The sequence below is a fragment of the Mucilaginibacter paludis DSM 18603 genome (genome assembly GCF_000166195.2).
GTDB lineage: Bacteria > Bacteroidota > Bacteroidia > Sphingobacteriales > Sphingobacteriaceae > Mucilaginibacter > Mucilaginibacter paludis.
Map to the genome: position 1 here is coordinate 4,346,819 of NZ_CM001403.1, position 21,545 is coordinate 4,368,363.

Here is a 21,545-nt window from a genome sequence, read left to right on the forward strand (position 1 = left end):
GGTTAATATTTACAACCTAATTTATTGTATTGTGCAGCTGCGTAATTGCGGTTGCATCAAGAGCTCTGTTATAAATTCTGATATCATCCATTGCGCCGTTAAAGAAGTATCCCGGACTTGAAATGATGGGATTGTCGCATCCAATATATAATGTGGCATTGTTGGTTGAAAGTGGTGATGCTATGGAGCTTGTGGTATTATTATAAACACCATCTTTGTAAAGTTTTACCTCTTGGGTTGCTACAGTGTATACAGCTGTAACCATGTGCCATTGAGTTGTATCAAGTGCAACTGTGCTTGTTCCACCCCAACCAAACGTGCCCAGGGGCGATACTGTGTTAGCATAACCATTAATGGAAAAAGTGTAACCCGTATTACCGCCCGGCAATCGCTTATCAACAACCTCGGATCCATATGAGGCGTTGTAATCATCAAGTTTAACCCATGCGTTAATAGTGAAGTCTGTACCGCTTAGCCGCAACGCAGTATTATCAGCTACAGAAATAAAACTGTTTGATCCATTAAAATGATAAGCGCTGTTAGCATTTCCGTTTCTGTCGGCAACCGGGGTTACATTGTGTAGCGTACCATTATTGTTATTGCCTGAGAAGTCATTGGCATTGCCATCAAATGCCCAATAGGCAATTAGTCCAGTATTAACATTCGGTGCACCATATATATCACCAATTGTATTTGCATCAAGGGCTTTGCCGTAAATCCTGATGTCATCCATTGAGCCGTTAAAGAAATACCCCGGACTCGAAATTGTGGGATTGTCGCAGCCAATGTATAGCGTAGCGTTATTAGTTGAAAGTGGTGATGCCATAGAGCTTGTGGTGTTATTATAAACACCATCTTTGTAAAGTTTTATCTCTTGGCTTGATGCCGTGTATACAACCGTAATCATATGCCATTGAGCTGTATCAATCGCAACTGTGCTTGTTGCGCCTCCGCCCCAACCAAATGTGCCTAAAGGCGATACTGTATTAGCATAACCGTTAATGGAAAAAGTGTAGCCTGTATTACCACCCGGAAGCCGCTTATCAACCACCTCGGATCCAAAAGATGAATTGTAAGTGTCAAGTTTAACCCATGCGTTAATGGTGAAGTCGGTGCCGTTTAAGCGTAGTGCGGCATTATCAGCTACAGAAATATAGCTTGTTGATCCATTAAAATGATAAGCACTATTGGCATTTCCAAATCTATCGGCAACGGATGTTACGTTATACGTAGTTCCGTTGTGGCCGTTGCCCGAAACATCCGATGCATTGCCGTCTAATGGCCAATAGGCTATTAACCCGTTGGTAAGGCTTTGGGTTGTTAAGGTATTAGACTTGGTTCCGTCAGCCGAAGTAGAAGGATTTAGTTTAGCCGGTTTTTGGCAAGCTGTGAAAGCGGTAGCCAGAATGGCAATCGCCCATAAAGTAATGGGTTTGTTTTGTTTTTTCATTTGGTAAAAGGTTAAGTTTTTAGATATTGATGTAAAGCTATTTCTTTTATTGTTCTATATTTTTAGTTGTTTTTAAATAATGACATATTGGTATGAATTTAAAATTACCTATGTTTAGATATTGATAATTTGTTTTTTTACTATAACTTTATGTGTTAATCAATTGATGTATAATCAATTGTTTGCGGAAAAGCGCTTGGGGTTAAATGGGGTGCTTTTATTGATTATTAACAATTTTTTATAATAATAATTGTTATAATATATTGATGCCGTATGCCGGGATGCCGCATCTATATATCAAGCCTAACTCCATCCCAAATTGCATTAGCTTGGTGCCCTGTCAACGATAAAATGTTGTGAAGCCTAAACTTTAGCTTTATGATGCGGTTAGAATCGTAAAATGGAAAGTGCTACACTCATCCAGAAAGAGATGACAACGAAGCTGTGGCAACTAAGATAGAGCCATACAAACCCATTACCGCTACTTAATAATTTGCATTGGTCGGGGGCTCTTGGTTTTTAGCTGAGTTTTATTTCATCAAGCCACTATAGTAACATTTACGCCTTTATCCTCCAGTATCTTAACGGTAGCTGCGGCTATACCGCCATCGGTTATAATATGCTGCACATGTTCCAGTCCGCATATTTTACCCAATCCGCGGCGGCCAAATTTCGAGCTGTCGGCCAGTACAACTGTGATCTGCGCGGCATCGATCATTTTCTGATTTAGGCGTGCCTCCATCAGGTTTGTGGTGGTAAGCCCGGTTTCCAGGTCAATCCCATCCACACCCAAAAAAAGTATACTACACGATACGTCGTTTAAAATCTGCTCGGCATACGGGCCCATAACCGACGATGAGCTCGGCCTTATTTGGCCGCCAAGCTGCAGTACCTCTACATGCTGACGGTGCGAGAGTTCGAGCGCTACGTTTAATGCCGAAGTAATTACGGTAAGGTGATGAATTTTCGGGTGGATGGCCCTGGCCAGCGCCAGCATGGTGGTGCCGGATGCGATGATGATCGAATCGTTATCGCCTATCATTTTTGCCGCAGCTTGGGCAATCAGTTGTTTTTCGCTGGCATGCAATTGTTCTTTCTCTTCAACCGGCTGATCGCTGATATACGGATTGGTTTTTGATCCGCCGCCATGCGTACGGAAAAGTAGTTTTTTATCCTCAAGTAATTTTAAATCCTTGCGAATGGTAACGTGCGAAACTTTCATTTCGTCACTCAGTTCCTGCACATTCACATAGCCTGCTTCATTTAGCTTTTTTAAAATGTGCTGATGTCTTTCGGTTATACTTCTCATATGCTGATGCAAAACGGTTTACTGTGGAGTCAAAAGTACCAATAAAGCAAAATTTTTCGGCTGATTTTTTAAATAGGTATATCAACGAAATTAAAAAATGGTTTCAGTTGCTTGCTTATTTGTTACGTTGACTTTGTTTTTATTAAAATAATGAAATAAAATGAATGTTACAATGAATATCTGATAAAAATCACTTTTAGTTAGTTTCGATATTGTTTCGTTATATTTCGTTTTGTAATTTTGATTAACAAAGCGAAACAAATTTATATGTTAAGCTAAATATTTGAAAAGATCATGACAACAATCGAAAGAAATAAAATAGTAACTGCATTAGTCGACCCGGATAAAGTGTGGGATATCATTGTGATAGGCGGTGGCGCTACCGGACTGGGTACCGCCGTTGATGCGGCCTCACGCGGATATCAAACCCTGTTGCTTGAACAGGCCGATTTTGCAAAGGGTACCTCAAGCCGCAGTACCAAGCTGGTGCATGGCGGTGTACGTTACCTGGCGCAGGGCGATATTGCATTGGTTAGGGAAGCTTTATACGAGAGAGGCCTGCTTCTGAAAAACGCGGCCCATTTGGTAAAAAACGAATCGTTTATTATCCCTAATTACGAGTGGTGGGGTGGAGCGTTCTATACCATAGGCTTAACCATGTACGATTTGCTGGCCGGCAAATTAGGTTTTGGCCGCGCCAAACATATCTCAAAAAAACAGGTGATCAGCAAACTGGCTACTATTCAGCAAAAAAGCTTGTATGGAGGCGTAGTTTACCACGATGGGCAGTTTGATGATGCCCGTTTGGCCATAAACCTGGCCCAAACCGCTTTAGAGCAGGGTGCAACGGTACTTAACTATTTTAAAGTATCTAAACTTTTAAAAAGCGTTAAGGATAAAATTACCGGAGTTACTGCAACTGATATAGAAACCGGGGTAAGCTACGCCATCAAAGGCAAAACTGTAATTAACGCTACAGGGGTTTTTGTTGATGATATTTTAAACATGGATAAACCCGAAAGAAAGCCCATGGTTAAGCCCAGCCAGGGTGTGCACATTGTGCTCGACAGATCGTTTATGCCGGGCGAAGATGCCTTAATGATTCCTAAAACGGATGATGGCCGTGTACTTTTTGCTGTGCCATGGCATGATAAGCTGGTGGTAGGTACTACCGATACGCCTATTGATGAGCATAGCCTTGAACCAAAGGCTTTGCCCGAAGAAATTGATTTTATTATGCGTACCGCTGCCAAATATTTAACCAAAGCGCCTACCCGTAAAGATGTGCTCAGTGTATTTGCGGGCCTGCGCCCGCTGGCTGCTCCGGAAAGCGGATCCTCAAAAACCAAAGAGATCTCCCGCAGCCATAAACTGATTGTTTCTGATTCTGGTTTGGTTACCATAACTGGCGGCAAATGGACCACCTACCGCCGCATGGGCGAGGATACCGTTGATAAAGCTATTGCGGTTGGCGGTTTAAGCCCCCGGGCAACCAAAACCAAAACATTGCAGATACACGGCAGCAAAACTGATGTTGACCGCAACAACCACCTGTATGTTTACGGTAGTGATGAGGCTGCATTACTTGCTTTAGCCAACGAAAACCCCGAATGGAAACAGAAGCTGCACCCCCGCATGCCATACATCAAGGCCGAAGTAATTTGGGGCGTAAGATATGAAATGGCCCGCAACGTGGAGGATATTTTAGCCAGAAGAGTGCGTGCCCTGTTTTTAGATGCCCGCGCGGCTATTGACATGGCACCGCTGATTGCTGATTTGATGGCGCCTGAATTAAATAAAGACGATACCTGGAAAAAAGAACAGGTAAACAGTTTTATTAAAATGGCGCAAACCTATTTGTTAGAGCCATACCAACCAACAACCTGAACTAAACCTATTATATAAAACACACTAATAAACGTTAAAATTATGGAAGAGTACATTTTAGCCCTCGATCAGGGCACTACGAGCAGCCGTGCTATTGTATTTGATCATACCGGGAAAATAAGATCTGTTGCTCAAAAGGAATTTACACAGATTTTTCCGCAATCCGGATGGGTGGAACACGATCCGAACGAGATCTGGTCAACCCAGGCTGGGGTAGCGGCCGAAGCTACTGTTAAGATGGGAATTAACGGTACCAATATCAAAGCCATAGGCATCACCAATCAGCGCGAAACAACAATAGTTTGGGACAGAGCCACCGGCGAGCCGGTTTACAATGCCATTGTTTGGCAAGACAGGCGAACCGCAGCCTTTTGCGATGAATTGAAGAAAGATGGAAAAGAAGATTTGATCCGCTCAAAAACCGGGCTGGTGATTGATTCTTATTTCTCGGGTACCAAAATCAAATGGATACTGGACAATGTAGAAGGCGCACGTGCAAGGGCCGAAGCAGGGGAACTGGCGTTTGGCACCGTGGATAGCTGGTTGGTTTGGAAATTTACCCGTGGCCATGTACATGTTACCGATATTACCAACGCCAGCCGTACCATGCTTTTTAATATCCGTACCCAGCAATGGGACGATGAATTATTGGCCCTGCTGGATGTTCCGAAAAGTATGCTGCCCGAAGTAAAGCAATCAAGTGAAATATACGGCGAAACAGCCACCACTATATTTGCCTCAAAAATACCTATCGCAGGCATAGCCGGCGATCAATCGGCCGCACTTTTTGGCCAGATGTGTATTGAAAAGGCCATGGTTAAAAATACCTACGGTACAGGCTGTTTTATGCTGATGAACATCGGCGACGAGTTTATCGAATCAAAAAACAATTTATTGACCACTGTTGCCTGGAAAATAAACGGAAAGATTCAGTACGCTTTTGAGGGAAGCATATTTATTGGAGGCGCTGTGGTGCAATGGCTACGTGATGGTTTGGGGATTATCAAATCATCATCGGAAGTTGAAGATTTGGCATTAAGCGTGCCAGATACGCAAGGGGTTTATTTTGTGCCGGCTTTTGCGGGCCTGGGTGCCCCTTACTGGAAGCCCGATGTACGTGGTACCATTGTAGGTTTAAGCCGCGGTACCACCTCGGGCCATATCGCCCGCGCGGCAACAGAATCTATCGCTTACCAAACCATGGATGTTTTAAAAGCCATGGAAGCAGATTCGGGTATGGAAATTAAAGAGTTAAGGGTTGATGGCGGTGCTACAGCTAACGATCTGTTGATGCAGTTTCAATCCAATATACTAAATTGTAAAGTAATACGGCCCACCATTGTTGAAACAACAGCTCTGGGTGCCGCTTACCTGGCCGGACTGGCCGTTGGATTCTGGAAAAATGTGGAGGAGATACAGCAGCTTTGGAAAACAGAAAAGGAATTTGTTCCGAAGGATGATCTTTCAAACATTAAAAAGGGGATACACGGATGGAAAAAGGCCATCCATGCTGCCCAAAGCTGGACCGACGACGTTCCGGAAGATGACCTGGTTTAATTTCCACTTTTAATTTTATTAACATGACTCCATTTATTGCAGAGTTGATTGGCACCATGCTAATGATACTCTTAGGCGATGGCGTAGTAGCCAACGTGGTTTTGAATGATACCAAAGGGAATAACAGCGGCTGGATGGTGATTACCACCGCCTGGGGTTTGGCCGTTTTTGTAGGAGTAACCGTTGCCGGCCCTTACAGCGGTGCGCACTTAAACCCAGCCATTACCATAGGGCTGGCCATTGCAGGCAAGTTTGCCTGGGCACAAGTAATACCGTATATTATAGCCCAGTTTTTGGGCGCTTTTCTGGGTGCGTTTTTGGTATGGGTAATGTATTACGATCATTTTAAACGTACTAATAACCCGGCTTCTATTTTAGCCGTTTTTTGTACAGGGCCCGCAGTTCGCAATTATGTATCAAACATAGCCAGCGAAATTATAGGTGCCTTTGTACTGATATTTACCGTTTTTTACATTACCGGTGCCGAGATAACGCCAACCAAAACCGCCATAGGCCTGGGTTCGGTTGGGGCCTTGCCGGTAGCTTTGCTGGTATGGGTAATAGGTTTATCATTAGGTGGTACAACAGGTTATGCCATCAACCCCGCCCGTGATTTAGGGCCGCGCATTATCCATGCCCTTTTACCGATGAAAAACAAAGGTAGCAGCGACTGGGCCTACTCGTGGATCCCCATTCTGGGGCCGCTTGTTGGGGTAACACTTGCAGCTTTACTTTATCTCCAGATCCATATTTAACTAAATAGAAAAATAGCATGAAAAATATAGGTAAGGTTAGCCTTTTGGCTATACTCGGGCTATGCCTTTGTATGCATGGCTGGGCCCAGGACACTACAGCAAGAAAAACGGACACTTTAAATGCGAAAAAGTATAAACCCTTTGATGTTAACTTACAGGTACGTAACCTGTATATATGGCGGGGTTTCAGGGTTTCAGATAGCCCAATTTCAGATGCCGACCTGCATTTCAGTACCCGCGACGGCAAATTGGCTATCGGGCTGTGGGGCGGCGAAAGTTTCGACGGTGTTTACAAGGAGTTTGACTACTATATAAGCTATAAAACATCGGGGTTCAATTTCTCGGTTTGGGATATTAATAATTTCACCAATTACCCTGATGCCAATTTGTTTAATTATAACCCGGCAAGCACTTCGCATTTTATTGATGTAACTGCCGGTTACCAGTTTGGAAATAAGTTCCCTTTAAGCATTAATTGGAGCACTATTGTACAGGGCCGCGATACTTATACCAAAAGCGATGGCCAGCTGGCTAATGCGTATTCAAATTACGTAGCGCTCGACTACCGGCTTTGGAAAGACGGCCTATCGGATCTGCATATTTTTGCAGGCGGTGGTTTTGCTTTTGGCCGCGATGTTAATTTTTACGGCTCAAAACCTAACATCGTGAATACAGGTATAACGTTGAACAAGGATTTAAAGATCTTTAGCTATCATTTACCGGTTGCGGCAACAGCCATGTTTAGCCCCGAGCATAAATATGGAGCATTGCAATTGGTTTTTAACGTTTTTTAGTTACACCGCTAAAAATAATTCTGGTTATTAAATTTAACTATTGGGCAATATGGCATCATCATTGATATCAATTGCTTAAAAAAAGCAATGGGACTAATCAGATCATTAATAATAGGTGCAGCAGTAACCTACGGAATTAAAAAGATAACCAAGCCAAGAGCAGACGGAAGTTCAATATTGAGTGATATCAAGAACAATCCTAACGATCTGGTACAGAAAGCTAAGGACTTTATTTCAGGTAAAGCATCTGCGAAAACAGATCCTCAGCGAGAACCTTACACTTTATAAAAAAGTTGTAGAAAAACAAAATGCTAAGCCCAAAAGCCTGGCGTTTTGTTTTTTACATTCTTAAACGTAATGAAACCGAACGTCCCAATGCCTGAACCAATTCGGGATCCAGCGGTGTTTCGCCTCCATCCTGCACCCAACTCATTTTCAAATCTTTTTTTAATTTAACCGTCTCCCCGTTTACTAATAGTTCAAGTTGGGTTGTATTTTGATTGATTTGATTACTGTCGTTAATCTGATAAACGTAATCTTCGTCTTTAAATGTAATTCTTAATGGTAGCCCCATGTCACAATATCTTAGGCCATAAAGATAAACTAATAAACATAGCATGGGCAATCCCTGCGATGAATAATAAAGGTCGGCAAACGATATAACGGCGTTTTTACCCAGTTACGACAGCTGTATCATCTGTTTCTGATTCGTTATTTATTTTAGGGTTCAATTTATAAATCAAAATGCCACAGCCAATTACGAGGCAAACGCACCACATCATAATCAGTGTTGAGGGTTGTGGCATTAACATAAAGAAAATACCAAATGTAAGTACTGTTAGTATTTCGCCAATAACGAACACCCAAATTAAACGCTTAATCTTAGTGAGATTTAACTTGGCCAAACGCAGTGTAATAAGCCAAAAAATAATGAATGTGATGATGGACATCACTCCGCACAGGATGACTGCTATCAGGTACATATCGAAAAAACGCTCACGAGCTAACATGTTGCGACCTAATATTTCGGTCACCTTAAAAAATAAAAGTGGAGCCACAAGTACACTTGTGAGCCAAACTTTAAAGCAATAGGCAAAAACACTAAGTTTCATTTTTTGATCGGAATGGCATAGTGATATCAAATGTTCCTGTGAACTATATTTTAAATCCGCTTGAGCTTCAGTTATTTTTACTTTTAGCCCTCATAATGTTTTCCAGTTTTTCTTTTAAATTCTCTGGCTCAAATGGCTTAAACAGGTAATCATCCAGGTATGGGTTGCTACTCAATCGTTCAACATCCGTCCCTATCGATGCGGTTACGGCAATAATAGGGATAGGGTCCCTTTTATCAAGGTGCATCTCTTTAATTGTTTTGGCCGCCTCAAAGCCGTCCATCACGGGCATGTTGATGTCCATCAGGATCACATCATAATCGCTATGCCTGTAGGCATCTACGGCTTGCTGTCCATTATCGGCAACATCCGGAAAAATATCCCAGTTTTTTAACAGTTTTTTTAATACTATAACATTAATGGCATTATCTTCTGCTATCAAAATCTTCATACGCGCAATGGAGATGCTGTTTTTTTCAGTTTGAACGATGCCGTTAATTTCGGGGATAACTATAGGATAATTCAGCTCAAAACTAAAAGTAGTACCCTGGCCTTCCTGGCTTGTAAAATTGAGTTTGCTGTTATGCAGTGCTAACAATCTGTTTACAATAGTTAGCCCCAGTCCTGTTCCATGATATTGCCTGCTGGTTTCTGAAGATTCCTGCACAAAAGGATCGAAAATTTTGGCCTGTTTATCAAGTGGTATGCCTATGCCGGTATCTGCAACCACAAAACGGATGGTGGCTATAGCTGGCTTGTTATAACTGCTTTCAACCTGAAAGCTAATGTAACCGCTCTGAGTAAATTTCACCGCGTTTTCGAGCAGGTTGAAAAGAATTTGAGTTAAGCGAATGGCGTCGCCTTTTAAAATGATGGTGTTGAGTGTTAAATCGGGTAAATAATTAAAACCAATTTCCTTAGCTACAGCCTTGGCCCTAAATGCGCCAAATACATTTTTAAGTAATTCGCCCGGGCTAAATTCGTGGTTTTCAAGCTTCACGCTTCCGGCGTCAATCTTATTAAAATCCAGTATGTCGTTAATAATGGCCATCAGGTTGGCCGCCGAAAAACGTAGGATCTCCAGGTTCTCAATTTGCTCAGGCTGTCTATTTTCGATAGATAAAATGTTGGTCATTCCAATTACAGCATTCAAAGGTGTGCGCAACTCATGCGACATCGTGGAGAGGAAATTGGTTTTGGCGGCCGCCAGTTCTTCTGCCGCTTTTAGTGCCTGCTCCAGGTGTTGTTTTAATTTTTGCTCCCGAAGGTTGCTTTTTCTGAATGCCTTAAAAAAATGATAATGAATAAATACCAACAGTATAAAATTAAACACCAGTACAAAAACGAATGCATACTGGTTAGAATTTATGGTTTGTGTGGGAAACCGGTAATCAAGAAAATACTGGAGGATGATGAGTACTATAACAGGGATAATGCTGGCTAACGAATAAATAAGTCCCCATTTTGCGTCAAGAATGTAATAGCCACCGGTGATAACGAGGATAGTATATTGCACGGTTATGAGCGTAACTCCCTGGCGAAAAATGAGCGCGTTAGACCAAATGAGCAAAGTAATACAAACCAAAAACAAATGCCCGGTTATTCGCCAGTGTACTTTGGATAACAGGAGGCCCAAAGTGGTGGCAAAAAGAATTAAAAAGATAGCCATCCGTATAGCCACGGTGATACGGTGTGTTATCAAACTGAAGATGATGATAGCCACGCATAAAAACATGAACGCTAATATGGCTTGAGCCAATATGCGGATCCTCGCTTTGGAGAGCGTATCCTGTTCTCGGGATAATACCCCTTGAAACTTATTGTTGAAATAACGGGTAATATTCATGGAAATGGTAGAATGTTTGCTAAAATAACAGATTTACAATGGATGTGAAAGCTCTATTGAGGCCGTAGGAAATAAAAAACTACTTTACAGGGGAATTTGCCGTTTTTAATTTGATTTGTTGACGTGCCTTTATGAAATAGACGCATTATTGCACTGTTAGTTTGATAGAGCGTGCTATGGTGACTATGCAAGTGAACACAAAAGCCATGAGTGCTTTTTTGCCAGATAAGCTCACTGTTTACTTTGGCTTATAAAACAGTGGGTTGAATAATAGGATTGAGATGAAGTTGTGTGCTATAAAAAAGGCGACCGTAAGCATAGCGAAACCCATGAAGGTATTACGTGATTATGCACTAAATATGACTTTGAGAGGTATAGCTTTTGGTACTGTGTTTCCCTATAGAATATCGCAAGATATATTGGCAAACAGGGATGGCATCAGCAGGCCAGCAAATGTATTTGAAATGGACCGGAATTATTTGGGTGAATAGTGTCCACAATTCCTACTTGAGCAAATATTCCAGGTCAGTCATCGTCAGGTTTTTCACAAAGCTGTCTTCGCCACCAATTAAACTATCCGACAGCGATTTTTTCTTTTCCTGCAGGTTGATGATTTTCTCTTCAATGGTGTCGCGGCAAATCATCTTATAGGCAAATACCTTTTTGGTTTGGCCAATGCGGTGTGTTCTGTCTATAGCTTGCTGTTCTACAGCTGTGTTCCACCAGGGGTCAAATAAAATCACGTAATCAGCAGCGGTCAGGTTCAAACCCATATTACCCGCCATCAGGCTGATCAGGAAAATATTGGTGGTGTTGCCTTCCTCCTGGAAACTGTTTACCATTTCCATCCGCTGTTTGGATGGCGTTTGCCCGTCAAAATGGAAAAAGTCCAGCTTTAGTTCTTCCAGTTGCTTGGCCAGCAAATCAAGCATCTTAGTAAACTGCGAAAATACAAGCACCTTATGCCCCTTCAGGTTATTGAGCAGCTCATCTACAAGTACCTCTGTTTTAACCGAGTCGGGGCACCAAAAACCTTCGTGTTGTAGCAACAGGGGCGAGTTGCATACCTGCCTTAACCGGGTGATGCCCTGTATAATGGTTAATTTACTTTTATCAAAACCTTCCTGCTCAATTTCCAGGAAAATTGAACTTCTGATCTGTTCCCGCACCTGGTCGTAATGGTCGCGTTGTTGTGCGCCCATGTCGCACCAGAGGATGAGTTCCGTTTTTTCGGGCAGATCCGGAGCTACTTGCTCTTTAGTGCGCCTCAATATAAACGGAGCAGTAAGCTTTTGCAGCGATTTAATTTTTACCGGGTCCTGGTCGCGGTCTATCGGCTCGGCAAAATTGTGTTTAAAAAACTCGTGGCTGCCAAACATTCCGGGAACCACAAAATTGAGCTGACTGTATAAATCAACCGTATTATTCATGATGGGCGTTCCGCTCAGGGCTATCCTGGTTACAGCACTGATCCGGTTAACGGCCTTGGTGGTTAAGGCATAAGGGTTTTTAATCTGGTGGCTTTCGTCAACCACGGCCACGCAAAACGAAAGTTTTTCGAGCTCGTCAATATCTACACGCAGCGTGCCTAAGCTGGTAATCACAACATCGTACGCCCCGGCTTGCAAATCACCTGCATTGCGTGCGCTTCCATAATACACATGGATGCGCAGGCCGGGCGCAAACTTTTTAAACTCTTGCTGCCAGTTATAAATCAGCGAAGCAGGGCCGGCTACCAAATGCTTCATTCCCGGATACTGCTCTAACTGATGCGCCAAAAAACAAATGGTTTGCAAGGTTTTGCCCAAACCCATATCATCAGCAAGGCAGGCACCGGCACGCAAGCGCGATAGGAGTACCAGCCATTCAAACCCTTTTTGCTGATAGGGGCGCAGTTGTTCAACCTGTATAGTGGCGGGTAGCTCAAAAACAGGCTGCTCATCCGCCAGCCAGCGGTCCCACAGGTTCCACCAATCGTCACTTAAGGCAGGTTTAAGCAGGGCGGTTTGGTCTGTGTTATGTTGCTCGGTAACGGCCATCCAACGCTCAATCCGTATTTCGTTATCCTTTATCCTGCCGAGCCTCAAAACGTCTCCATATTGTTGCAGCCAGTTTTCATCCAGTACACCCAGGCTATCGTCGGCTAATAAAATGATATGCTGACCCGACAGCAGGATGCGTTGCAAGGTTAACAAAGGGATGGCTTCGTCGCCAAAACTCACCCGCATCAGCAGGCAGATCTCATGCTCGTTTTCGCCGTTGTTGATTTCCATTGTTGTTACGGGCCGATGTCCCGAAAAACGGAAATGCTTCAGCAGATCCATCCCCGTAACCGCAATGTTCATATCCAGCATGCTGCGGTAGGCTTTCAGAAACCAATTTTTTTTGCCAGCTTCTGCAAAGGGCAGAAAAAAATAACCATTGTTCTGCTTTTCAAAGCTGGGGTGAAGGCCGCGAAGAAATTGGCGAAGCTCATCTTCGGCCACCTGATCCCGCTTGATGGTATATGATTCACCATTTTTAAAGACCTCCGAACTATCCTTAAACCCGCCTTCTAATAAAAAGCCCTCGTAAAGCCACTGCGGCGTGAGCATTAAAAAAGTATCATTCAGCTCGTTAACCATAACCTGGCTTTCGGGTTTCGAGCTGATGGTATTGCCCCCCAAAATAGCCCGGTTGATCTTGTAGTTTTCTTCCAGTTTGGATAGTACTGTTTTTCTGAAAGCAACTTCATCCTTGCCCGCGTCGGTTACCAGTTTGCTGTTGAGCCACTCCAGGGTTTGATAATCTTTATAAGCTAACAGGTAATACCTGTCGTCCTTTTCCAGTAAAAAATGAGAACGGTTAATTTCGCCCAGGGCGAAAGCATGACTACCCAGGGTTACGGCTGCGTTCATGCTTAACCTGCCCGATTTCCTGATCACTTCAAATTGGATACCCGGCCGGATATTTTGAAACGTGCAGGGCGATGTTTTGATACCTCCGGATGCGTTTTTAATTTTATGGTAGCATTTGGTTTCTTCCAGAAACGGGCGAAGTATGTTTAGTGCCTGATGAATTTCCCTTAAAAATGTCGGTTCAAAGTAATGTTCAAACGATTTGCCTGTTTGCGTGGCGGCATAAGTTGCCATAAGCTGGCTTTTTAGCGCGGCAATTCCCGTTTTGGTAAAAACCTGTAAAATATCTTTGATTGCCTTGGGTTGTGTTGCAAAGCGACGGCGAAGTTCTACGTTGTTAAACTCGGTGACTTTGTAATCGATTGATTTGGGCGATTTAACTACTTCAAAAGATGCCAGAACCATCCCGTCGGCCGATAATTTTTGCGGAGATAATAAAATCATATCAGTGTGTAAACTTAGATAAAGTTGCCCTGATATCCAACTCCGGGCTTATCGATGAGGACAAATTTGCCATTTGACTGCCGATGGCTGGCTATACCCGATTTGCCAAGCTACCATCTTTCATCTATCTTCAACGGCAATTAACAGGTATGCAAACTTTAAAACAATTACAAACTGGAAAACTCAAAGGCTCTGCTTCATTGAAGCTCGCCGAAGGGCTTACTAACTTCCCCGAAGAAATATTTGAACTGGCAGACACACTCGAGGTGCTTGATCTTTCCCGCAATAAATTAAGTTCCTTGCCGGCGGATTTTGGCCGCTTAAAAAAACTCAGGATCTTATTCTGTTCCGAAAACTTATTCACCGTGCTGCCCGAAGTACTGGCCGATTGCGCCTTGTTGGAAATGGTTGGCTTTAAGGCGAACAGGATTGAAGTCGTACCTGCAAAATCGCTTAATCCTCATCTGCGCTGGCTCATCCTAACTGATAATAAGGTGGGGGCGCTACCTGCCGAAATAGGTAATTGCCATCGCATGCAAAAGCTGATGCTCGCCGGTAACAAATTGACGGAACTGCCTGAAGAATTGAGCAATTGCCGTAACCTGGCGCTTCTGCGTATTTCGGCCAATAGGTTAAATCAATTACCGGGGTGGCTGTTAACTATGCCGAAACTTTCGTGGCTGGCATTTTCAGGTAATCCGTTTAGCAGGAATCATGCGGTGGAATCTCTTGATCTGATTAGCTGGAGCGAGTTGGAGATTAAACAACTGCTTGGTGAAGGCGCTTCCGGTGTGATCTCTAAAGCTACCTGGTGCATGCCAGACGAAACCAGGCATGTGGCTGTTAAAGTTTTTAAAGGTGCTGTTACCAGCGATGGGCTTCCGGAAGATGAAATGAATACCTGCATCACCGCAGGTTCACATGCCGGATTGGTGAGGGTAATTGGCCAGATTGACGGGCATCCCGAAAATAAAAGGGGCCTGGTAATGGAACTGATCCCTCCGGGATTTTTCAACCTGGGCCTGCCGCCAAGTTTGGAAAGTTGCACCCGCGATGTATTTGTTGAGGGGATGAAGTTAAGAGCTCAGCAGGTACTTAAAATTGCAGGCACCATTGCCTCGGTTGCGGCGCAACTGCACAGCAGGGGTATTATGCATAGCGACTTGTATGCGCATAATACCCTGATTGATGATGAAGGGAATACCCTGTTCGGCGATTTTGGCGCAGCTTGTTTTTATGATCAGAACGATCCGGAACTGGCGCCCGCGTTGGAGCGGCTGGAAGTAAGCGCTTATGGTTGCCTGCTGGATGATCTGCTTTCGTTATGTGATGAGGCAACTACTCATCCTGATTTGATCAGGCTTGGCGAATTAAGAGACCAATGTATGGTCCCCGGGGTGTTAGCCCGCCCCGGCTTTCAATATTTAAAGGACGAATTGCAGGCCGCGCTCTGATCAACCGGCATAAGCCACAAGGCCTCGAATTACCAATCCGAGGCCTTGTGGCTAACTTAAAGTTAGCTGTTCATTATTCCGATCCGGCTGATAGAGCCGTTAACTAAGCAGTTCCTATAAATAACTGTACAGGGGATCCATCAAACCTTCAGCCTTCATGGCCGACCAGAATTCCTCCGGTATCTCAACGCTGGCCATAGCCACATTACCGGCTACCCTGTCTTTATTGGTAGTGTTTAACGCTATGCTCACCACACCCGGCCCGCTTAAACCAAAAACGGCGCATACCTCGGCCGGCTTTAGGTTGTAACTGGTACATAACTGCCTAAATCGGTCTCTCCATTGATAAAGCTCGGGGTGGCTTTCAGTTGATACCGGTTGGTAGTTGTAATAATCCGCCCCGATCAAAAAACCTCCATTAAACACGGCCGAGTTGATAATGGCAACACCTTTTGCTTTTAGTTTCTCCATAAAGCCAAGCAGTTCGGCCGGATGGCTGTGCACGGTAAGGCTGTTGGCAATCATCACCCAATCCAGGTCAACCTCTGCCGCAACTTTTTCGATGATCCTCCAATCCTTTGATCCTATGCCAATGGCTTTCACCTCCTTTTGCTGTTTAAGGTGCTGGAGCGCACGGTAAGCATCCAATACATCCTGGTAAAGCTTATCCTTTTCTGCATCTGATTCGCCCCTGGCGATGTATTCGTCAGGGTCATGTACCGATACCAGCTCTGCCTTGTAGCCGTTCAGCAACTGGTTACCTTGCTCATAGCAGGCAATAATTCCGTCGTAGCTGATGTGTTGCTCCGCATCAAATTTTAAATCGCGCCATACGCCGGGCTCAAAAGTTGGCTCAGGTGTTTTAAGTTCGGTGCGTAACCAGCCTAATTTATTGCTGATCATCACATCCTCGGGTGCTACGCCTAACTGCTTGAGGCATTTTCCGAGCGATTCCAAAGCCAGGCCCGCACCATATTTTCCGGCCGAATCAAACACAACCGGTTTTTGCGAGTGTTGCATACATGCTTCCACTATAGCACATTTGGCCTCATCGCTTTGCGCCACATATAAATTACCTAAGCCACTGGTACCAAATATTACCCTGGGCAATACAATATCTTCCATTATTTTATAAATTGTTGAAATACATAGCCAAAACGTATTGAATTGTATGTCCTCTACGTATGTTCAAAAATAGCGGGAACGTTTCAAAATAATCAGCTTTGAGCGCTCTTTATTTTACTGATGGTGAAATGTATATTGGTGGGACATTCCATATAAATTTGGAAGCCGGGAGTTATCATAAAGGGACAGGTTGTTGATACCTGTCCCTTATAATGGCATCTATGTAAGTTATTGATTGTCAATGCTGAATTCTCTCCATCATGTCATCTCGACCTGAGGAGGGATCTCCTAAAAGCGGTAAGTATGCGTCATATTCGGTGCGCTGATTATCAATGTGCTATCTTTGCTTAGATAATCAGTATTCATAATTTAGAACATCGGCACGCTCAATCGCCGCGTGAAGGGCTTGTTACTTTTTGTCTTGATACAAAAAGTAACCAAAAAAATCAAGACTGCCCGATCCTTCCGCCCGCGAGGCCAGCTCCCGGCCCGGCGTGCAGTCAGGCTTTTGCGCACTTTTCCTATCTGCGCAAAATAGCCTACAGGTTTCAAATGTCATCCCTGTTTTTTCCGGGGTGAGGCCCGGTGGGATACTCAAGATGTCGATAAGTTTTTCTACTTACGCGTAAGTTACATTTAAGGTAATGGGTACGTTTAAAGCTTTAGAGATAATGCAATTAGCTTTAGCGCCCTCGGCTATGGTTTTAAACAAGTCTTCGTTTACGCCATCAATTAAAGTGGCTTTTAATTCTAAATGAATACCTGTAATGCTTAAGGCCGCCATATCCAGGTCAAGAATAGCGTCGGTAGTTAAATCGCCGGGTGTAAAGCCGTTTTGGGTTAAAGCGGCGCCAACAGCCATAGTGAAACAGCCCGCATGCGCGGCGGCTATCAATTCTTCGGGGTTGGTGCCAATACCTTCGGCAAAACGGGTTTTAAACGAATATTGTGTTTTATTAAGTACGGTACTTTGAGTACTGATTTCGCCTTGGCCTGCTTGCAGTGTTCCGTTCCAATGTGCATTTGCTGTTCTTTTCATGATTTTTATTTTTTTGTATTTGTGATTAGACGAAGCAAAAGTACCCTGCAAAACACCCGGAAATATTAACCTGGGTTAAAGTGTTAAAAATAGTTTATCACGACAGTGTCATCTATTGTTTCAGGCGTTTTCTGATACGGCTTAAGGAAGGTCCTTCGATGCCTAAATAGGATGCGATATGATACAAGGGTACTGCATCAAAGATATCGGGATGAATGCTGACTAATTCCTGGTAACGTTCTTCAGCGCTTTTAAACAGCATACCTTCAGTGTTTGACATCACGGAATGCAAGGCCGACTCGGCAAAAATACGCCCGAACCTTTCCCAGGCCGGTGATGTTTTATATAGGTGCTGCAGATGATCGTAATGGATATATAAAATATCTGCCGCCGTCATGGCTTCGGTATAATAATCGCAACTCATCTGGCTGAAAAAACTTTTATAGGGGCTCATAAACTGATCGTTGGTGAAGAACAACATATTTCTCTCGGTGCCCGAACGTTCATCAAAACGATAGATCCTGAAAACACCGGTCAATATAAAGCCCAGGTATTTACATACATTACGATACTCATTATAAAACTCTCCTTTTTTGTAGGCTTTAGGATGCCAGTACGCTTTTGAAAGATCAAAATCTTGCTGGCTCATGCCCGATATATTGCCTATTGTTGATCTTAATCTGTCTAACGGATCCATTTGATTTTATTTAGCTGGCCAAATATATAGATTGACGGATTTATTATTGACGATTTCGGTAGCATATTAAACCGTGCATTCAATCGTTTTGTGTATAAGAGCACCCCGGCTGCTGTACATTATCTGTCATAATATTTTTTTTCTGCTTTAAGGTTTTTAATTTTGGCTCTATGTCAAAAAATAAAAAAGGAAAGGTTGTATCCTTAAAACCGGCACAATTGAGCCCGGAAAATTACATTAAAAACAATGCCCGCTCGTTGCCCATTGCCGAATGCCTGATCAGCGACGATTGGGAGGATACCGGGATATGCAATATTATAATTGCGCGGAAGCATAAAACCGGCAACTTTACGGTTGGCCTTTATTTAGTTGACTTATATTGCCTGGGCTTAAAAGGTACCCTTTACGAATTTAATATTTCGGATCAAGAATATCAGCATTTCAGATCGAGCATCCCTAACCTGGAAAAGTGTAAATATCCCCTGGCGCATAACATTGTTTATGGGAGTATAGCTTATGCCGAAGATTTAGGTTTTAAACCCCATAAGGATTTTGCTGTTGCCCAATTTATACTTGAAGAGGATGACGAAAAGATAGAGCTGATTGACATAGAGTTTGGCTTTGAAGGTAAGCCCTGCTATATATTTGACGAGGAGGATAACCCCACCGAAACAAAACGCATTATTAACACCCTAACACGTACAGTTGGCGAAGGCAATTTCGCCGCGATTAACCAGGATGATTTGTATGACGATGATTTCGACGATGATGAACTTGATGATGACGACTTTGATACCGATGAATTTGCAAATTACGTTGTTGAGGAAGAAGAGAGAGCCTTTAAAAACTATATCAAGGCTTTCAAAAAAATAAATAAGGCTTACGAAGAATACATTCGTACGCCTGAAGCCAAAGCAATGCTCAAGGAATCAAAAATTGGCAAGGGTTACAAAATCGGCAATTCGGTATCTGATGATGATAAGTTTGATACCCAAGAGCAGGAAGATGAATACTTCAAACTACTTGACCTGGCTTTAGAACAAGGCGAGTATACCAAGGCAATAAAAGGAACATTAAAGGCGATAAAAAAGTTCCCCGGGAAGCCTAAGTTTTATAATATATTACAGTTTGCCTATGTTTTTAAAGACCAGCCCGAAGAAGCTAACCGGGCAATTGAGGAAATGTACACCCAATATCCGGATTATTTATTTGCCAAGATACATTACAGTAATCAGCTTATTACAAATGGCGAGTTAGATCAAGTATTAGCGGTATTTCACAACAAGACAGACCTTGATCAGGTTTATCCAGACCAGAAAGTATTCAATAAGAGCGAGGTAGCGGGCTATTACGCTTGCATGTGCCGGTATTTTACCGAAACCGGAGATATCGACTCGGCCGATTTATATATGAATGCCATCCTTAAGAAAAAGGATTTAATCACAGATTTCGGCCAAAAGGTATTGAGGCTGGCAATTGATGGGGTTTGCAAGGCGAAGATGAAGATCCTTGAGGAAACAGTAAAGGCCGGTGGTTTGCAAGGTAAGCCACAAGCCTAACATTGCCAAGGGAATAAGTAACGGTAAGCCCGATTTCCTTAAAACCGGTCTATAGCTTCCCTTAACTTCATTTTGAGCAGGTAATCATTTTGTTGCTTGCTGGCGAATAAAAAATAATCATGGTGGTATTGGCCGCTTATTAATTGTATCAATTGATAGCCGGGATAATCTTTTCTGATAATTTCGGTGATCACGTAATAGATAATTTGGGTATCAAAATATTTGTACGACAGTTTGCAGGTTACCTGATGTTGTTTGTTGTTGCAGATAAACTGTACGTTAAAACTATCCTCAGTAGCATCGTCAAAGTTTGCAGGGATCCCGTCAATTATATCGGTAAAGTTCAGTACACCCCTACAGATTTGATTTAGCGCTTGTAAAAAATTCAGATAGGGTTTTTCGCCCGGAGCGACATTTTGCTTAACCATGGCTATGGTGCCTGGAAATTCAACAAGCAAATCGCCAATAGCATCATAAGTTTTAGTGTAGATGCCGCCGGTTATTTCGTTCAGTTGTGCAGCACTTAAGTGGGCCAACAGTCCGCAAGCCTTAAAATGAAAAATAGCATACTCAATACGTGGATACGAAAGCGGAAAGCGGTAAACCGGCGGAATTAGGCTGGTGTGTAAAAATTTCCGTTCCATATCATAAAACTCGAAAATATGGATATTGGCCTGCTCCAGGCGGCAGATGGCATAGCGGTTACTGGCGCTGGGAAACAGCGTTGCATGTAACCTCCAACTCGAGATGCTGGTGAACCTGTAGCTGCAGGTGTAGTCGGCAAGTATTTTATTGGTTAAAGTCAATAGATTATCCAGAATTAGCGAGAGTTTATAGGCCTGGCGGTCTTCGCCGACAGAAAATGTATAAGTATGCTGATACGTGCGTGCGCCGGTATCTATCAATAAGGTAGCTTGTTTGTTATCATAAGTCGGCTCTCCGGCAAAGTCATCTTCAACCATCCTGATCTCAATAATGGCGAAGGCGTTATAGCAAAGCTCGTTAAATATTCCGGCGAGCTTTTTAAGTAATTTTTGCGGTTGTGCCAGGTAGCTATCCAATTTAATGTAACGGCAACAAAAACTATATTTAAAAAAATCAAGATAGGTTTCGAGTTTCCCCGCTTTGATATCCCGTAGTAATTTATCTTTTTTCCGGTGGTCAATCATGCCGTCATAGCCGTATTTGTCCCTTCCGTTAAGCCGCTGCGCAAATTCTAATTGTGCTTCTATCGTAAAATACTGGTAGAAGGATGTTAGCTCGCTCGCGAGGTAAAGTGCACCAAAATAGGCATACTTGTTGCCGGGCAGTGGGAAGGGTTTGAGCTTTTGATAAACAACCTCCGTTATCAGGGCATTATTAAACAGGATATCCAGAAGTTGCCGGTAGGTCAATGTCTCGGCTTCGGTGTGTTGGCTCTGGTAATCCCTCAAAGGAGCTATTGAAATAAAGAAGCCCCCGTTGCTTGGCCTTGTTATTACTTTGCTTTCGAAAAAAAGATATAAAACGTCTAACGGTGTTCCAGGCCCGCCAGTTTGTTTGTTAAGGTTCCGTTGTAACTCTGCGGCGTCCTGCTCGTCAATAATGTCGGCTGAAAAAAGGTCGGTTACTAATGTCATT

The 21,545-nt window shown here is 43.2% G+C and carries 17 protein-coding genes; 7 read left to right on the top strand and 10 right to left on the bottom strand.

What is annotated here, in order from left to right; genetic code table 11:
* Window positions 1-16: 16 nt before the first annotated feature.
* Window positions 17-1,450: a LamG domain-containing protein gene (locus tag MUCPA_RS18465; protein ID WP_008508444.1), complete on the bottom strand. Its 1,434-nt coding sequence runs from the start codon at window positions 1,448-1,450 to the stop codon at window positions 17-19.
* A gap of 538 nt (window positions 1,451-1,988) precedes the next feature.
* Window positions 1,989-2,759 (bottom strand): DeoR/GlpR family DNA-binding transcription regulator, encoded by a 771-nt coding sequence (locus tag MUCPA_RS18470; RefSeq protein ID WP_008508445.1) that lies wholly within the window; start codon window positions 2,757-2,759, stop codon window positions 1,989-1,991.
* A gap of 294 nt (window positions 2,760-3,053) precedes the next feature.
* Between MUCPA_RS18470 and MUCPA_RS18475 the strand changes: the two genes are divergently transcribed.
* From MUCPA_RS18475 to MUCPA_RS18495, 5 genes are all read left to right on the top strand, one after another.
* Window positions 3,054-4,646: a glycerol-3-phosphate dehydrogenase/oxidase gene (locus MUCPA_RS18475; protein WP_008508446.1), complete on the top strand. Its 1,593-nt coding sequence runs from the start codon at window positions 3,054-3,056 to the stop codon at window positions 4,644-4,646.
* A gap of 42 nt (window positions 4,647-4,688) precedes the next feature.
* Window positions 4,689-6,203 (top strand): glycerol kinase GlpK, encoded by a 1,515-nt coding sequence (gene glpK / locus MUCPA_RS18480; protein ID WP_008508447.1) that lies wholly within the window; start codon window positions 4,689-4,691, stop codon window positions 6,201-6,203.
* A gap of 23 nt (window positions 6,204-6,226) precedes the next feature.
* Window positions 6,227-6,958, top strand: coding sequence for an MIP/aquaporin family protein (locus MUCPA_RS18485; protein ID WP_008508448.1), 732 nt, complete (start codon window positions 6,227-6,229; stop codon window positions 6,956-6,958).
* A gap of 17 nt (window positions 6,959-6,975) precedes the next feature.
* Complete coding sequence (locus MUCPA_RS18490; RefSeq protein ID WP_008508449.1) at window positions 6,976-7,752, top strand: hypothetical protein; 777 nt, start codon at window positions 6,976-6,978, stop codon at window positions 7,750-7,752.
* 87 nt (window positions 7,753-7,839) lie between these two features.
* A complete protein-coding gene (locus MUCPA_RS18495; protein ID WP_008508450.1) occupies window positions 7,840-8,040 on the top strand; it encodes a hypothetical protein in 201 nt (66 codons plus the stop codon).
* A 52-nt stretch (window positions 8,041-8,092) separates the two neighbouring features.
* Here MUCPA_RS18495 and MUCPA_RS18500 read toward each other — a convergent pair whose 3' ends face one another.
* The 4 genes from MUCPA_RS18500 to MUCPA_RS18520 form a co-directional block, all read right to left on the bottom strand.
* Complete coding sequence (locus MUCPA_RS18500; protein ID WP_008508451.1) at window positions 8,093-8,326, bottom strand: hypothetical protein; 234 nt, start codon at window positions 8,324-8,326, stop codon at window positions 8,093-8,095.
* 97 nt (window positions 8,327-8,423) lie between these two features.
* Window positions 8,424-8,864, bottom strand: coding sequence for a hypothetical protein (locus MUCPA_RS18505; protein ID WP_008508452.1), 441 nt, complete (start codon window positions 8,862-8,864; stop codon window positions 8,424-8,426).
* Between the two features lie 67 nt (window positions 8,865-8,931).
* Window positions 8,932-10,710, bottom strand: a complete 1,779-nt coding sequence (locus tag MUCPA_RS18510; protein ID WP_008508453.1) for an ATP-binding protein — start codon at window positions 10,708-10,710, stop codon at window positions 8,932-8,934.
* Between the two features lie 503 nt (window positions 10,711-11,213).
* Window positions 11,214-14,051 (bottom strand): DEAD/DEAH box helicase, encoded by a 2,838-nt coding sequence (locus MUCPA_RS18520; RefSeq protein ID WP_008508455.1) that lies wholly within the window; start codon window positions 14,049-14,051, stop codon window positions 11,214-11,216.
* A 149-nt stretch (window positions 14,052-14,200) separates the two neighbouring features.
* Here MUCPA_RS18520 and MUCPA_RS18525 point away from each other — a divergent pair, with 149 nt between their 5' ends.
* On the top strand, window positions 14,201-15,505 hold the full coding sequence (locus MUCPA_RS18525) for a leucine-rich repeat-containing protein kinase family protein (protein ID WP_008508456.1): 1,305 nt from the start codon (window positions 14,201-14,203) through the stop codon (window positions 15,503-15,505).
* Between the two features lie 114 nt (window positions 15,506-15,619).
* Here the strand turns inward: MUCPA_RS18525 and MUCPA_RS18530 are convergent, their stop codons facing one another.
* From MUCPA_RS18530 to MUCPA_RS18540, 3 genes are all read right to left on the bottom strand, one after another.
* Entirely contained in the window at window positions 15,620-16,630 is a 1,011-nt protein-coding gene (locus tag MUCPA_RS18530; protein ID WP_008508459.1) for an aldo/keto reductase, read from the bottom strand.
* Between the two features lie 619 nt (window positions 16,631-17,249).
* Entirely contained in the window at window positions 17,250-17,669 is a 420-nt protein-coding gene (locus MUCPA_RS18535; RefSeq protein WP_008508462.1) for an OsmC family protein, read from the bottom strand.
* A 112-nt stretch (window positions 17,670-17,781) separates the two neighbouring features.
* Complete coding sequence (locus MUCPA_RS18540; protein WP_008508464.1) at window positions 17,782-18,366, bottom strand: Crp/Fnr family transcriptional regulator; 585 nt, start codon at window positions 18,364-18,366, stop codon at window positions 17,782-17,784.
* Window positions 18,367-18,536: 170 nt separating this feature from the next.
* Between MUCPA_RS18540 and MUCPA_RS36220 the strand changes: the two genes are divergently transcribed.
* Window positions 18,537-19,925 carry a tetratricopeptide repeat protein gene (locus MUCPA_RS36220; protein WP_008508466.1) on the top strand — a complete coding sequence of 463 codons (1,389 nt, stop codon included), beginning with the start codon at window positions 18,537-18,539 and terminating at the stop codon, window positions 19,923-19,925.
* A gap of 38 nt (window positions 19,926-19,963) precedes the next feature.
* Here the strand turns inward: MUCPA_RS36220 and MUCPA_RS18550 are convergent, their stop codons facing one another.
* Window positions 19,964-21,544 (bottom strand): hypothetical protein, encoded by a 1,581-nt coding sequence (locus MUCPA_RS18550; RefSeq protein ID WP_008508468.1) that lies wholly within the window; start codon window positions 21,542-21,544, stop codon window positions 19,964-19,966.
* Window position 21,545: the final 1 nt, after the last annotated feature.

Excerpts from the sequence above, each read along its gene's own strand:
- MUCPA_RS18465 (WP_008508444.1), bottom strand. The coding sequence starts at position 1,450 with ATGAAAAAACAAAACAAACCCATTACTTTATGGGCGATTGCCATTCTG.
- MUCPA_RS18470 (WP_008508445.1), bottom strand. The coding sequence starts at position 2,759 with ATGAGAAGTATAACCGAAAGACATCAGCACATTTTAAAAAAGCTAAAT.
- MUCPA_RS18475 (WP_008508446.1), top strand. The coding sequence starts at position 3,054 with ATGACAACAATCGAAAGAAATAAAATAGTAACTGCATTAGTCGACCCG.
- glpK (WP_008508447.1), top strand. The coding sequence starts at position 4,689 with ATGGAAGAGTACATTTTAGCCCTCGATCAGGGCACTACGAGCAGCCGT.
- MUCPA_RS18485 (WP_008508448.1), top strand. The coding sequence starts at position 6,227 with ATGACTCCATTTATTGCAGAGTTGATTGGCACCATGCTAATGATACTC.
- MUCPA_RS18490 (WP_008508449.1), top strand. The coding sequence starts at position 6,976 with ATGAAAAATATAGGTAAGGTTAGCCTTTTGGCTATACTCGGGCTATGC.
- MUCPA_RS18495 (WP_008508450.1), top strand. The coding sequence starts at position 7,840 with ATGGGACTAATCAGATCATTAATAATAGGTGCAGCAGTAACCTACGGA.
- MUCPA_RS18500 (WP_008508451.1), bottom strand. The coding sequence starts at position 8,326 with ATGGGGCTACCATTAAGAATTACATTTAAAGACGAAGATTACGTTTAT.
- MUCPA_RS18505 (WP_008508452.1), bottom strand. The coding sequence starts at position 8,864 with ATGAAACTTAGTGTTTTTGCCTATTGCTTTAAAGTTTGGCTCACAAGT.
- MUCPA_RS18510 (WP_008508453.1), bottom strand. The coding sequence starts at position 10,710 with ATGAATATTACCCGTTATTTCAACAATAAGTTTCAAGGGGTATTATCC.
- MUCPA_RS18520 (WP_008508455.1), bottom strand. The coding sequence starts at position 14,051 with ATGATTTTATTATCTCCGCAAAAATTATCGGCCGACGGGATGGTTCTG.
- MUCPA_RS18525 (WP_008508456.1), top strand. The coding sequence starts at position 14,201 with ATGCAAACTTTAAAACAATTACAAACTGGAAAACTCAAAGGCTCTGCT.
- MUCPA_RS18530 (WP_008508459.1), bottom strand. The coding sequence starts at position 16,630 with ATGGAAGATATTGTATTGCCCAGGGTAATATTTGGTACCAGTGGCTTA.
- MUCPA_RS18535 (WP_008508462.1), bottom strand. The coding sequence starts at position 17,669 with ATGAAAAGAACAGCAAATGCACATTGGAACGGAACACTGCAAGCAGGC.
- MUCPA_RS18540 (WP_008508464.1), bottom strand. The coding sequence starts at position 18,366 with ATGGATCCGTTAGACAGATTAAGATCAACAATAGGCAATATATCGGGC.
- MUCPA_RS36220 (WP_008508466.1), top strand. The coding sequence starts at position 18,537 with ATGTCAAAAAATAAAAAAGGAAAGGTTGTATCCTTAAAACCGGCACAA.
- MUCPA_RS18550 (WP_008508468.1), bottom strand. The coding sequence starts at position 21,544 with ATGACATTAGTAACCGACCTTTTTTCAGCCGACATTATTGACGAGCAG.